The organism is Streptococcus australis, from assembly GCF_047463015.1.
Lineage (GTDB): Bacteria > Bacillota > Bacilli > Lactobacillales > Streptococcaceae > Streptococcus > Streptococcus australis_F.
This window is the reverse complement of record NZ_JASHER010000006.1, coordinates 130,090-143,213: the sequence shown is the minus strand read 5'-3', so window position 1 is coordinate 143,213 and position 13,124 is coordinate 130,090. Positions and strand designations below refer to the sequence as shown.

The following is a 13,124-nucleotide window of genomic DNA, read 5'->3' as shown; positions in this document are numbered from 1 at the left end:
TTCGATACAGGCTAGCTTAGTTTCTACTGAATATGCTTTTTTGACCATAATAAAACACTCCTGTTTCTAGTTTACCAGATTTCAACAGGAGTGTTTTCTTGTGTCTCATTTTATGGGTGCAGTGCCCCTACAACAGTGGGTTTTTTGTTTTGTCTTAAACCGTTGATTTTTGAGTTTGTTCAGTTAGTTGCTCCCTAAGTTGACTTCGTAGAAAGAAATGACCGTCGTAAAAATAGGCGGTTTTTCTTTTTCAAAATAGATAACAACTCTCCTGATTTTGAGATTTTTATGACCAAATACCTAAAATAATAAACCAAATAGCGATTTTTTCTTCTTAGATAGTCCTTTTTGTTAAGATGAAACAAATGATTGGAAAGGGTTCATATGGGATTTAAGAAAAAACATTATCGCCAACAAGTTGACATGAGAGACTGCGGTGTTGCAGCTTTAGCCATGGTCTTTGGTTACTATGGATCATACTATTCTTTAGCTAGTCTGCGGGAGAAGGCAAAAACGACTGCAGATGGGACGACCGCCTTAGGTCTGGTCAAGGTGGCTGAGGAGTTGGGATTTGAGACACGCGCCTTCCGAGCAGACCGCACACTTTTTGACTTGGAAGGAGTGACCTATCCATTGATTGTCCACGTGATCAAGGATGGGCGTCTCCCTCACTATTACGTAGTCTATAAGAAAGATAAAAAGCATCTTTACATAGCAGATCCAGATCCAAAGGTAAAGATGACCAAATTGACGATCGAAGAGTTTGAAAAGGAATGGACAGGGATTGTCATTGCCTTGGCCCCGACTCCAGCCTATCAACCGAGTAAAGAAAAGAAAAATGGGCTCCTAGACTTTGTCCCTCTTTTGTTTAAACAGCGACAATTAGTCCTTCATATTGTTCTTGCAACGTTATTGGTAACCCTTATCAATATTGTTGGTTCTTACTACCTACAATCGATTATTGATACCTATGTGCCTGATCAGATGAAGCAGACCCTGAGTGTGATTTCACTAGGTTTGATCGTGGTTTACATCTTACAGCAGGTTCTGACCTATGCGCAAGATTACTTGCTTCTTGTTTTAGGTCAACGTTTGTCTATTGATGTCATTCTGTCCTATATTAAGCATGTTTTTCAGTTGCCTATGAGTTTCTTTGCAACTCGACGGACAGGAGAAGTGGTGTCGCGGTTTACAGATGCCAACCGGATTATCGATGCTCTGGCTAGTACGCTGCTTTCAATCTTTTTGGATCTGTCCATAGTCCTGATTTTATCAGTAGTCCTGTTTAGCCAAAATGCTCATCTCTTTTTCTTGACCATTCTCTTACTGCCGATTTATGCGGTCATTATTTTTGCCTTTATGAAGCCTTTTGAGCGCTTAAATAATGAAACCATGGAAGCCAATAGTGTCTTGTCTTCTTCTATTATCGAAGATATCAATGGGATTGAAACCATCAAGTCTCTTACCAGTGAGCGTAGTCGTTATCAAAAGATTGACACAGAATTTGTGGACTATCTGAAGAAATCCTTTGCCATGAGCAAGGCGGAGAGTCTGCAAAAGGGGCTCAAGCACTTGGCCCAGTTGATTTTGAATGTCTTGGTCTTGTGGATGGGAGCTCATTTGGTCATGAAGCAAGAATTGAGTTTGGGTCAGCTGATTACCTACAATACTCTCCTTGTTTATTTCACAGGGCCTCTAGAGAATTTGATCAACCTCCAAACTAAACTGCAAGCAGCCCGAGTGGCAAATACCCGTCTGAATGAAGTCTATTTGATAGACTCTGAGTTCGCAGAGAAGAAGCCTCTTCAAGAGCGTGAGACTCTCGATGGTGATCTGGTTTTTGAGGGAGTGGACTACAAGTACGGTTTTGGAGCCAATGTTTTAACAGATATTAACTTAAGGATTAAAAAAGGGAGCAAGGTGAGTTTTGTCGGTATTTCCGGTTCTGGAAAAACCACGCTAGCAAAGATGATGGTGAATTTCTACCAACCCAATAAAGGGACGATTCGGCTGGGAGGAACGGATATCCAGCAAGTGGATAAGACCTTGCTCCGCCAGCAAATCAATTATTTACCCCAGCAGCCCTATGTCTTTAATGGTACGATTTTAGAAAACTTGTTACTGGGAGCGCGGGAAGGAACTAGTCAGGAAGATATCTTGCGCGCTGTTGAAATCGCAGGAATTCGAGAAGACATTGAGCGCATGCCCCTCAATTACCAAACGGAATTGACTACGGATGGCATGGGAATTTCTGGTGGACAACGGCAGCGGATTGCCTTGGCGCGTGCCTTATTAACGGATGCTCCGATTCTGATTCTGGATGAAGCGACCAGTAGCCTGGATATCTTGACGGAGAAGAAAATAGTGGACCGCTTGATGGCCTTAGATAAAACGATTGTTTTTATTGCCCACCGGTTAACGATTGCAGAGCGTTCTGAAAAAGTCTTCCTCCTGGACCAAGGTTGTCTGAAAGAAGAAGGAAGTCATGAAGAACTGCTGAAAAAGAATGGTTATTACAGCCATTTGGTAACTTGTTAAGAGAGGACTAGGAGAAAAAAAGTATGATGAACGAAAAATATTTTGAAAGTGCAGAATTCTATCAGAAACGTTTCCATAATTTTGCTAGTTTGTGGGTAGTCCCTTGTTTTCTTTTACTACTGTTTATTGTGGGATTCTCTGTCTTTGCCAAGAAGGAAGTGACCTTGTCTAGTCGTGGGACGATTGAAGCTACGCGCGTGGTGGACCAAATCCAGTCAACGAGTAATTCTCCCATTCAAGTCAACCATTTGAAGGAAAATAAAGAGATTAAGAAGGGCGAAATCTTGGTAGAATACCAGGAGGATCAGGAAAAACAACAAGGAATGAGCTTGACGCAACAGCTCGACCTCTTAAAGAAACAGGAGGAACAATTAAAACTGTTGAAAACGAGCATTGAGACCGGGGAGAGTCAGTTTACAGGAAATGAGCATTTTGGGTATGATCAGCTGTTTAAGGATTACCAGCAACAGATAGCGATTCTCCAAGCGCAAGCCCATCAACAAAATGCGACTATTGCTTCTCAAAATGCCAGTGCAAGTTCCAGTCAAGCAGAAATTGGCCAAGCTATCCAAGACCAGGAGAAGCGATTAACTGATTACCGTAGTCTAAAATCAGCTCTCCTAGAGGGAAGAAGTCTGGATGCGACTCATCCACTTTACTCCCTCTACCAGAGTTACGCTCAGCAACCACATGGAGAAGAAAACGCTCAGGCACAAGCTTCTTTTATCAGTCAGCTAGATAGTCAAATCCAGCAGTTAGAGGCGAGTATTTCTAATTATCGAATCCAATATGCGGGATCCGGAAGCCAACAAGCTTTTTCGACCAGCTTAGATAGTCAAATAGCCTCTCTGAAAGCTCAACAGCTGAGTAAAGTTGGACAGGATTTGTTGCTTCTTTCTCAGCAAATCGCAGATTTAGATAGTAAGTTAAAAACACAAGAAACTCTTCTTCAGAAGACTCAGATTCTAGCCAAGGATGAGGGGGTAATTCATTTGAATGATGAAACAAAAGGAGCGAGTATTGTAACGGAAGGCACTCCTTTGGCACAAGTATATCCACTCATTCAGAAAGAAAAAGAAGTCAAGATTGTTACCTATATTCCTTCAAAAGATATAGCTACGATTCATGTGGGAGATCGGATTCGCTTTAGCACACAGGGAAGTAAACAAAAACCAATTACGCTAGAGGCCCGTATTAGCTCCATTGCTTCGAGTGCCACTCGGACAGAACAGGGGAACTTTTTCAAAATCGAGGGAGTTCTTCGTCTCAAGGATCAGGAAGCCAAACTCCTACGGTACGGATTGGAAGGGAAGTGTGTCCTGATCACAGGAGAAAAATCTTACTTTAGTTTCTTTGTGGATCAATTTTTAGGAGCGGGGAACTAAAGAAACATAACATAAAAGAGGCTGGGACAAAAGTCCTAGCCTCTAAATTGTCTTTGGATTATCGAGCAAGACGCAGTGGTTGAGTGGGCTCTACCACGCTGATTTCATCAGCTTTTACAGCCCTACTCAACTGTGCGGAGGTGGGACGACGAAATCGAATTCTAACGAATTACCGATTTCTGTCCCACTCTCTTTTATTCCAGCATTTTTAATAGGAAGTCCGCCATTTGTTGGGGGCTTTCTTTTTGCCCACGCGCCACCCACATTTGACAAACTCCAAAAAAGGCATTGGTGAGGTAGACTGAACTGTAGTCTCTTTCGATTTCGGTCAAAGATCGATGGCCATAACGCTCTTGCAAGCTATCCACTAGTAGAACTTGTAGCTTGTGCCGCAAGAAGGATTGAATTTCTTTTGTCCCATTCTCGGTTAGAAGGACAGCAAAGAGGGGCTCCTTGGTGAGAAATTCGAAAACTTCGGTAACAGCTTGGTGTTTATCATCTTGTTGTTTGTCGAAGATGTATTCAACTTTGTGGAAAAATTCCTGTTGGTAGCGCTCAATCATATCGTACTTATCGCGGTAGTGGGTATAGAAGCTACTCCGGCTGATACCGGCTTCTTTTGCCAACTGAACGGTTGAAATCTCATCAAAGGACTCTCTATGAAGGAGGTTAACCATAGCTTCCTGGATGATCTGTTTTGTTTTTATTCGCTTATTGCTTTCGGTAACCATTTTAGTCTCCCTCTTTTATAAACAAAATTATACACAGTGTCCAAAAATAAGTTTTTTAACTTGCGGTTTTTAAGAAGAACTGTATAATCAATTATATCAAAAAATTAGACAATGTGTATAAAAAGGAGACAAAAAATGTTTAAGGAATGGAAAGCAATTTTTAGGAAACCGACCTTCATCGTTGTGATGATCGGGGTTGCCTTGATACCAGCTCTCTACAATGTGATCTTTCTATCCTCTATGTGGGATCCTTATGGCAAGGTTTCCGACCTGCCAGTAGCAGTTGTCAATCAAGACCAGCCAGCTCGTTATCAGGAAGAAGAATTGACAATCGGAAAAGACATGGTGTCCAATTTTGAGAAAAGTGATGCCCTGGATTTCCATATTGTTGATGAAAGAGCCGCTAAAGAGGGGTTGGAAAAGGGTGATTACTATATGGTGGTGACCTTGCCTAAGGATCTATCTGCTAAAGCTGCTTCTATCTTAACCAATCACCCAGAACAGATGACTATTGCCTACCAAACATCTAGTGGGCATAGCTTTATTGCTGGTAAGATGAGTGATTCAGCCATGATAAAAATCCAGCAAACAGTTGCTAGTAATGTCACCCAAACCTATACCAGCGCTCTTTTCGAAAAGATGGGAAGCTTGAAGACAGGTATGGGAACAGCAGCGGAAGGAAGCCAGAAATTAGCGACCGGTGCTGGTCAGCTAAAAGAGGGTGGACAGACTCTGACAGACCATTTGACCACCTTGTCCAATTCGAGTCTGTCTTTTTCAAATGGGGCACAGACTCTTAGCACTGGACTCTTGGCCTACACCAATGGAGTTGGCCAATTAGGAACTGGTCTTCATCAAATGCAGGAGAAAGTTCCCACCCTCGTATCGGGAGTTGGGCAACTTCATGATGGTTTTACTACCTTTAGTAGTGGACTGACGACCTATACATCTGGTGTTGGACAGCTGGGAGATGGTTTGAACCAAATGGCTAGTCAAACGCCTCAGTTAGCATCTGGAATTGGCCAATTGCATACAGGGATGACGACTCTCTCAACGGGACTGGATACCTATACAAAAGGAGTCAGTCAGTTGAATCTTGGTGCTAGTAATTTGACGACTGGTCTAACCAACTATAGCTCAGGTCTTGCTACTCTTAGTGGTGGAGCTAGTCAATTAAGCGGTCAATCGGAAGCCTTAAGAAATGGAGTGTCTCAGTTAGAGACAGGCATTCAAACCTTATCCACACAACTCACTCCATCACCAAATCAACAAGAGCAACTTGCCCAATTAACAGCAGGACTCACCCAATTAAATGAAGCTATTCAGAACACGAGCGGAAATACCAGTCAACTCAGCACAGCTTTGGCAACCATCGCTACCTCTGCTCAAGGGATTTCAGCAGCTGCACAGGCTGACCGCAATTCAGTACTAGCCAATCTTCAAGCTACTGCTGCCTATCAATCGCTAACAGCTGAGCAACAGGCAGAAATGACGGCTGCTGTCTCTGCTACTTCAAGTACCACGGAGACTGCTGCTCAAGCGATTTTAACCACTGTTCAAGGCTTGCAAGAAGGCTTAACAACCGAGAGTCCCTTGGCCACAGTAAAAGAAAGTGCCAACCAGATCTTGCCAACAGTTTCGTCTACCTTGAATACTCTTTCAACTAGCTTGAGCTCCGTGCAGACAGCAGTGACAGAGCAACTTCTCCCAGCTAGCCAAACCCTTAGCCAGGGCGTTCAACTCTATACGACAGGGGTGGATCAGTTAGCCGGTGGAGCTAGTCAGCTTACGGGCAATAGCAGTAGCTTGATTGCAGGAGCTACTCAATTGAGTGCGGGGACAAATCAGCTGGATCAGAAATCTGGTGACTTGGTAATGGGAAGTAATCAACTAGCAACAGGATTGGGAGACTTAAATGGGAAAATGCCAACTCTGACTGCTGGAATGAATCAGTTAGCTTCAGGAGCCAACCAATTGACTAGTAAGTCTAGTGAATTAACAACAGGCGCTGGACTGCTAGCTAGTGGGATCAGTCAATTAAATACTCAAACACCAGTCTTGGCTAGCGGTGTTGATCAACTCGTATCAGGAGTCGATCAGTTATCGGATAAATCAGGTCAGTTACTATCAGGTTCTCATCAATTGGCGGATGGTGCAACTAAAATAGCCGATGGCTCAGGTCGATTAGCGACAGGAGGCCAGGTTCTTGTCGGAGGCTTGGGTGATCTTCAAACAGGTAGTCAGAATCTTAGTCAGGGCTTGAGTTCAGCCAAAGATCAACTAAATAGCGCTAGCACTGAAAAAGAAAATGCAAGCGTATTGTCAGATCCAATCACCCTTTCAAAGACAGACCATGACAATGTTCCAGTGAACGGAGTAGGAATGGCTCCTTATATGATATCTGTTGCCCTTTTCGTCGCGGCTCTCTCTACCAATATGATTTTTGCCAAATTGCCATCTGGGCGTCATCCAGAAAGTCGTTGGGCTTGGCTTAAATCGAGATTGGAAGTGAACGGGATGATTGCTGTCTTGGCTGGTGTCCTGGTCTACGGAGCTGTCCACCTGCTCGGAATGGCGGCAAACCATGAAAGCTTGACTCTCTTCCTCTGTGTGTTAGGAAGTGTGACCTTCATGTCCATGGTGACTGCCTTAACAACATGGAACAACAAGGTCGGAGCTTTTATCTCTTTGATTCTCTTGCTCCTTCAACTGGCTTCTAGTGCAGGGACTTATCCGCTTGCCCTCACCAATCGTTTCTTCCAAACCATTCATCCGCTGTTGCCAATGAGCTATACCGTATCGGGACTACGGGAAGCCATTTCCTTGTCGGGTCAGATAGGTGGGCAAGTCACCTTCCTTACCCTGGTTTTGGGCTTGTGTATTGGTTTAGGAATGTTGGCCTATCAACCTCAAAAGATGGAAGAAGACTAGACTTCCTCTATCCATAGTTTCATGTGAAACAAATCCCCTTCTCTGAAGAGAAAGGGGATTTTTCTTAGTTAAAATAAAGCACTTCTGGATCTGGAGTAATATAGACAAGGTTGTCATCCTTAAAGACAAGTTGAACTTGTCCTTCTTTGTAGGTAAAGACTGTAAAAGTTTGCTCTAATTGAGCCGTTTGAGCTAGATCGACTACACCAGCCCAAAAAGCATGGAGTTGTTCTTCTGTTAAGTGTCCCTCTTGATAGAGATTAACAAGGTTTTCTTTTTCCTTTTCTGAAAAGGTCTCGAGCATATAATTTGAATCAACATGGGTTTTTTCAGGTTTTCCAAGAATTTTTTTGACTATTTTTGTTGTATAGCCTTCGAAATCAGGTGTATGCACTTTTAATCCACCGTCATATTTTTTATAGTAAACGACAGAATTGCCTGTTGCATAGATCTTGTCTGTTGGAGCTTCGCTAGCATTGGCAGGGAGCTCCTCCATTTTTTTGCTAGAGCTGGTTTCCGTCTGAGACTCTTTCTTCTCTTTTTTGGAAGAGCTAGCTTTAGATGATTTTTTTGACGATGAGGCTTCTTTTTCACTTTTCTCTTGTTTTTTAGAAGAGGCACGAGAGCTCGTTTCATCCGGTTTGAAATATGATTCAAAATCAGACATACAGGCTGTCAAGAAGAAAAGACTCAAAGAGAGCGTTACAAGGAGAGTGATTTTTTTAGACATCATGTAAATCCCTTTCTAATTATAGAGCGCTATTTCTTCTATTGTACACTATAAAAGCTTGGAAAGCACGAAAAAACAGGAGAGAACATGTATGAAGTAGGTATTCATACATGTTCTCTCCTGTAAGGGTCAACTCCTTGTGATTTCATTTGAAGTGAGGAGGCTGGGACAAAAGTCCTAGCCTCTCAATTATCTTTGGATTGTCGAGCAAGACGCAGTGGTTTAGTGGGCTCTACTACACTGATTTCATCAGCTTTTACAGCCCTACTCAACTGTGCGGAGGTGGGACGACGAAATCGAATTCTAACGAATTACCGATTTCTGTCCCACTTTCTTGTGTGCTTCAGTTAGTGACCTTGGAAGAGGGATTTAGCGTCCACCAGGCCCGCCAGGTCCACCGCCTTGAGGTCCGCCACCGCCGGGAGCACCACCGCCTCCAGGCATGGAATTGACAATTTCCGTTTGTTTTTCACCGTTGATATAGATATCCCCGCCTGTGTAGGTGACCGTTCCATCAAAGTCAAAGCCGGATTGCCCCGTCAAATTGATGGTTCCTCCAGTCACAGTGACATTACCGTTTGAGTCGATTGGATCGGTATCCCCTTGGCCAACTTCAACGTTGAGAGTTCCACCGTTCATGGTGAAGAAAATTTCATCTTGGTTGGCATTGGCATTGGCTGCACTGACACCGTCATCAGTTGCGTAGATGGTGATATCCCCTCCGTTGATGGTGATCGATTTTCCTTCGAGACCTTCGACTGACTCGGTTACTTTGTAGGTTCCGCTATCGATGACCAGTTCACCAGAAGCATGGATACCATCGTCCCCAGCTGAGATGGTCATGGTATTGTCAGACAGATACATGGTTCCGACAGATGTATCTTCATCGTTATCCACCTTGACCGCATCTTCATCTGCATCGATGGTCATCGTCGTACCGGTGATATTGAGCTCATCATTGACGTTGAAGGCATCTCCTACAGCCGTGATCTTATAGGTTCCGCCTGTGATGTGGAGAGTGTCATTGGCCTTGATCCCGTTGTTCTTCTTGGCATCAATATTGAGCGTACCCGAACCATTGATGGTGAGGTCGCCTTTAGAGAAGATCACCGCATCGGCGTCTTCATCATTGTTTGAACTGGAATCAGACAAGTTATTGGTCGTGCCATCTGCTAGAGTCAGGTAGACATGTCCTGCTTTTGTAGCAGAGATTGGCGCGTTGGTGTTGGTCATGGTAACCCCTTTTAAGACGATATGAACATCATCTGAATCAGCTGCTTCAACCTTGATTTGAACCCCATTAGATTCACCAGAGATGACATAGGTTCCGGCCTTCGAGATGGTCACAGTGGATCCAGACAGTTTGACAGTAGAGGCTGTACTTTCATCATAAGAGGTGTCCTTGTCCTTATCTGTAAAATAGTTGGAGCTATCGGTTTTACTATTTGAAGTAGAAGTAGCAGTTGTTTGGGCGGTATTGTTTGTTGTAGCTGATTGTGATGACGCTTGGGTACAAGCTGTCAGTAAGGTGAGGGTCGCGGCCCCCGTTAGTAAGAATTTCCATTTGTTTGATTTCATGAGCTTTTCCTCTCGTTCCATTGATATGCTCCTAGTCTAAAGTTGCTAGCTGAAAGTTTCCTAAAGTTTTTCTGAAAGGAACCTTAACTTTAGTTTTCTTTAAGTTTGGCTTAATGAAAGCTTAAGAAAAGGCCACTAAACTAAGGAACCAGTAAAGCGACTTGTGGCTTTGCAACAAAAGCGATAAAGAAAATGCCCAACTTTTTATAGAACAAAAGGAGAAAAACATGAAAAAAACGGTAGAGACAAGCTTCAAGCGGATTGAAACCAAATATATGGTGAATAAAGAAGACTTGGATGATTTATTGAAAGATTTGAAGAAATATGTGGTTGAAGATGATTATCCCATCTCCACGATTTCGAATGTCTATTTTGATACCGAAGACTTCGATGTGATCCAAGATGCCCTTGCTAAACAGAACCGTCGTGAAAAGATCCGGATGCGGACCTATATAGAGCATCCAACAGTAGATAGTCCGGCTTTTCTAGAAGTAAAATCAAAGGATGCAGAAGGAATTGGCCACAAGTTCCGTTTGGTCTCTAACCCCTCCTCTATTACCCGCCTCATGACGGATGGACTAGTGGATCAGACCATTCAGGATTTGGACTTGGTGCAAGAAATCCAAGCTCTGCGTCAGCGCTATGATCACCGACTACAGCCTCAGATGTACATCTATTATGATCGTTTGTCCTTAAAAGAAAAGAAGAACATCCAAGGCTATCCTTACAATAAGATTCGGGTCACCCTGGATCAAAACCTAGTCTATCGGGATCAGCAGGTCAGTCTCCTTCGTGGGAAAGCTGGAGAGCCTTTATTAGAAGAAAATACCATCATTATGGAAATCAAGGCCCCAGGTGAAGAACCTCAGTGGCTGAAGGACATTCTGGATAAGTACGGACTGGTCAAACAGAAATTTTCGAAATACAGTTGTGCCTACCATAAGTCACAAGGCTTAGATTATGCACCAACGCCAATTCAGGAAAGGACAGGTGTTGCCTATGCCTAATCTATTTGATTCTATTTTTAACAATGCTACGGCAACTGTGGATCCGGGACGCCTGATGCTGGCCTTAGTCGTCAGTCTGGTGCTCGGTCTGGCCCTCTCTTGGACCTACAAATACCGTACACTCTATACGCGTGAATTTATCGTCAGTCTCACCTTGCTTCCCTGCATGATGACCCTGGTGATTTTCCTGGTGAACGGGAGTCTGGGAACCTCGATTGCAGTAGCGGGAACCTTTAGCTTGATTCGTTTCAGGTCTGCTACCAGCGGATCGAGAGAATTGATCGCGATTTTCCTAGCCATGATCATTGGTTTGGCGGCGGGATCGGGTTACCTCTTATTGGCGGTTTTGTTTACGGCCTTTCTATTAGCTATCTGGCTCTTGCTCGAAACCAAGCAAAGTAAGACTGACCACCAACGGCGCCGTCACCTGACGATTCAAGTAGAAAATCAAGAACGGATTGCCGACAAGATCAGCCGTTTGCTGGATCGCAATTGTACAGAAGTTGACTTGATTTCGGTCAATACAAGCCAAAATGGGGAACAGCTTACCTTGGATTATGAAGTAGATCTGAGACCAGAAGTTGACGATTTTGCCATGACGACCCTCCTAACAGAAGAAATTCATCATTGCGATGTATCCTTGACCAAGAAGGCTAAGAAAAGAAAGAATTTATAGAAGAGAGTGGGACAGAAATCGGTAATTCGTTAGAATTCGATTTCGTCGTCCCACCTCCGCACAGTTGAGTAGGGCTGTAAAAGCTGATGAAATCAGCGTAGTAGAGCCCACTCAACCACTGCGTCTTGCTCGACAATCCAAAGACAATTGAGAGGCTAGGACTTTTGTCCCAGCCTCTTTTTAGGTTTTTAAGAACTTTTTAAGGAAAAGTGGTATACTGTTTCTAAAAAATTGAAGGAATCCTTTATGAAAAAAACTGCTATTTTTGAAGATGTCGTCTCCATTATGACTCACGATTCATCTACCATCAAAGACCGAAAAGGATGCGATCCAGAGCCTTTTCGAGAAAAAATGACAGATGATATGACGGATGATGCCTTTCTTTATCAAGTCAGGTCCTACCTAGCTAGTTTTGGAATTATTGGCCATATCTCCTTTCAGAATAAAAAAGCTGGTCAAAAAGGCTTTCTCTTACGCGTAATGGACCATCAACTTTATGTTGAAAAGGCGAATGCAGATACGGGTCTCCAAGCAGGGGACCAGATCCTAAGTCTGGATGGAAGTGATTTGGAGCAGGTAGCGTCTCTTCATAAGGACTATTTTATCAGTAAGACCCCTGAAAGACACTATCGAGAATGGGCGGATTTGGTCTCTCAATCAAGAAGGGTCACTCTTCTCCGGAAAGGGGTAGAAAAGACCATTGAAGTAGCGCCCAGTAGAGAGCCGATCCAAGATCAGATCTTTTGGAAACGATTAGACGATGAGATCCTTTACCTTCGTCTGGATAACTTTATGGATGAAGGAGCTATTAGTCGGGTATACCAAGAGTGTTTACCGATGATGACGGAGGTCAAGTTCCTTCTCATTGATGTCCGACAGAACGGCGGAGGGACAGATTCTCTGTATCTCCCTCTATTACATCTAGGATTAGAGAAGGATCAGGGCTATGATTCGCTTGACTGGGACGATGATGGTATGGAAATTCTCTACACGGAACGCAATGTTGATCTGCGCTTGAAAGACTTTGAGGACTGGATGCAACAGGAAGAAATTAGTCCTGAAACCATTAAACTGCTTGGAGATATGAAAGAGGATTTGCTTTGCCATCGGGGGAAAGGCTATGTACCGTATCAGCAAGAAAGCGAGGAATTCTTCCCAGAGGTTAGAGGAGGCCACTATCCCGAACGGATCTTTATCTTATCAGATATCTATTGCGCTTCATCTGGGGATAACTTTGTCCAGATGATGAAGCAGTTTAAGAAAGTAACAGTTGTGGGTCGACCAACTCTCGGGATTTTAGATTATTCCAATTGTTGTACCGTTGATTATGGGGATTATCGATTGATGTTTCCTACTTCTCGTTGTCTATGCGTAGATCAAGGGAAAGGAATGACGGATCAAGGTGTGGAGCCGGATATAGAGGTTCCATGGAGTCCCGACCATTTTGAAAGAGATGTAGATCTAGACAAGTGTTTGGAGCTAATTCGTCAGAGTTGCGAAACGGCAAGATAATGCTTAGATAGCGGTTGGCTTAAATCAGGATAGCAA

Annotated in this window: 9 protein-coding genes; 6 read left to right on the top strand and 3 right to left on the bottom strand. The window is 43.5% G+C overall.

Translation table 11 applies throughout. From position 1 onward, the window contains the following. The first annotated feature begins 384 nt into the window (after positions 1 to 384). Both comA and QM873_RS07115 read left to right on the top strand, forming a co-directional pair. On the top strand, positions 385 to 2,538 hold the full coding sequence (gene comA / locus QM873_RS07120) for a peptide cleavage/export ABC transporter ComA (protein ID WP_129822599.1): 2,154 nt from the start codon (positions 385 to 387) through the stop codon (positions 2,536 to 2,538). Positions 2,539 to 2,561: 23 nt separating this feature from the next. Further along, positions 2,562 to 3,923, top strand: coding sequence for a bacteriocin secretion accessory protein (locus QM873_RS07115; protein ID WP_129822598.1), 1,362 nt, complete (start codon positions 2,562 to 2,564; stop codon positions 3,921 to 3,923). Between the two features lie 194 nt (positions 3,924 to 4,117). Here QM873_RS07115 and QM873_RS07110 read toward each other — a convergent pair whose 3' ends face one another. After that, the gene (locus QM873_RS07110) at positions 4,118 to 4,654 is read right to left on the bottom strand and encodes a TetR/AcrR family transcriptional regulator (RefSeq protein ID WP_129822597.1); all 537 of its coding nucleotides are present in this window, start codon (positions 4,652 to 4,654) and stop codon (positions 4,118 to 4,120) included. Positions 4,655 to 4,789: 135 nt separating this feature from the next. Here QM873_RS07110 and QM873_RS07105 point away from each other — a divergent pair, with 135 nt between their 5' ends. Beyond that, the gene (locus QM873_RS07105; RefSeq protein WP_129822596.1) at positions 4,790 to 7,585 is read left to right on the top strand and encodes a YhgE/Pip domain-containing protein; all 2,796 of its coding nucleotides are present in this window, start codon (positions 4,790 to 4,792) and stop codon (positions 7,583 to 7,585) included. Positions 7,586 to 7,649: 64 nt separating this feature from the next. Here the strand turns inward: QM873_RS07105 and QM873_RS07100 are convergent, their stop codons facing one another. Together QM873_RS07100 and QM873_RS07095 are read right to left on the bottom strand one after the other, a co-directional pair. Next, the gene (locus QM873_RS07100) at positions 7,650 to 8,315 is read right to left on the bottom strand and encodes a DUF4947 domain-containing protein (RefSeq protein ID WP_238662898.1); all 666 of its coding nucleotides are present in this window, start codon (positions 8,313 to 8,315) and stop codon (positions 7,650 to 7,652) included. Between the two features lie 369 nt (positions 8,316 to 8,684). After that, on the bottom strand, positions 8,685 to 9,893 hold the full coding sequence (locus QM873_RS07095) for a carbohydrate-binding domain-containing protein (protein WP_414279069.1): 1,209 nt from the start codon (positions 9,891 to 9,893) through the stop codon (positions 8,685 to 8,687). A gap of 227 nt (positions 9,894 to 10,120) precedes the next feature. Between QM873_RS07095 and QM873_RS07090 the strand changes: the two genes are divergently transcribed. The 3 genes from QM873_RS07090 to QM873_RS07080 all read left to right on the top strand — a co-directional run bounded on the left by QM873_RS07090 (position 10,121) and on the right by QM873_RS07080 (position 13,088). Beyond that, on the top strand, positions 10,121 to 10,900 hold the full coding sequence (locus tag QM873_RS07090; protein ID WP_414279067.1) for a polyphosphate polymerase domain-containing protein: 780 nt from the start codon (positions 10,121 to 10,123) through the stop codon (positions 10,898 to 10,900). Continuing rightward, positions 10,893 to 11,576: a DUF4956 domain-containing protein gene (locus QM873_RS07085; RefSeq protein ID WP_414279066.1), complete on the top strand. Its 684-nt coding sequence runs from the start codon at positions 10,893 to 10,895 to the stop codon at positions 11,574 to 11,576. Before QM873_RS07090 ends, QM873_RS07085 begins: the two co-directional genes overlap by 8 nt. Before the next feature lie 246 nt (positions 11,577 to 11,822). Next, on the top strand, positions 11,823 to 13,088 hold the full coding sequence (locus QM873_RS07080) for a S41 family peptidase (RefSeq protein ID WP_414279065.1): 1,266 nt from the start codon (positions 11,823 to 11,825) through the stop codon (positions 13,086 to 13,088). Positions 13,089 to 13,124 lie beyond the last annotated feature (36 nt).

Bases quoted from the DNA above. Each gene is read 5' to 3' on its own strand.
- comA (WP_129822599.1), top strand. From the start codon at position 385: ATGGGATTTAAGAAAAAACATTATCGCCAACAAGTTGACATGAGAGAC.
- QM873_RS07115 (WP_129822598.1), top strand. From the start codon at position 2,562: ATGATGAACGAAAAATATTTTGAAAGTGCAGAATTCTATCAGAAACGT.
- QM873_RS07110 (WP_129822597.1), bottom strand. From the start codon at position 4,654: ATGGTTACCGAAAGCAATAAGCGAATAAAAACAAAACAGATCATCCAG.
- QM873_RS07105 (WP_129822596.1), top strand. From the start codon at position 4,790: ATGTTTAAGGAATGGAAAGCAATTTTTAGGAAACCGACCTTCATCGTT.
- QM873_RS07100 (WP_238662898.1), bottom strand. From the start codon at position 8,315: ATGTCTAAAAAAATCACTCTCCTTGTAACGCTCTCTTTGAGTCTTTTC.
- QM873_RS07095 (WP_414279069.1), bottom strand. From the start codon at position 9,893: ATGAAATCAAACAAATGGAAATTCTTACTAACGGGGGCCGCGACCCTC.
- QM873_RS07090 (WP_414279067.1), top strand. From the start codon at position 10,121: ATGAAAAAAACGGTAGAGACAAGCTTCAAGCGGATTGAAACCAAATAT.
- QM873_RS07085 (WP_414279066.1), top strand. From the start codon at position 10,893: ATGCCTAATCTATTTGATTCTATTTTTAACAATGCTACGGCAACTGTG.
- QM873_RS07080 (WP_414279065.1), top strand. From the start codon at position 11,823: ATGAAAAAAACTGCTATTTTTGAAGATGTCGTCTCCATTATGACTCAC.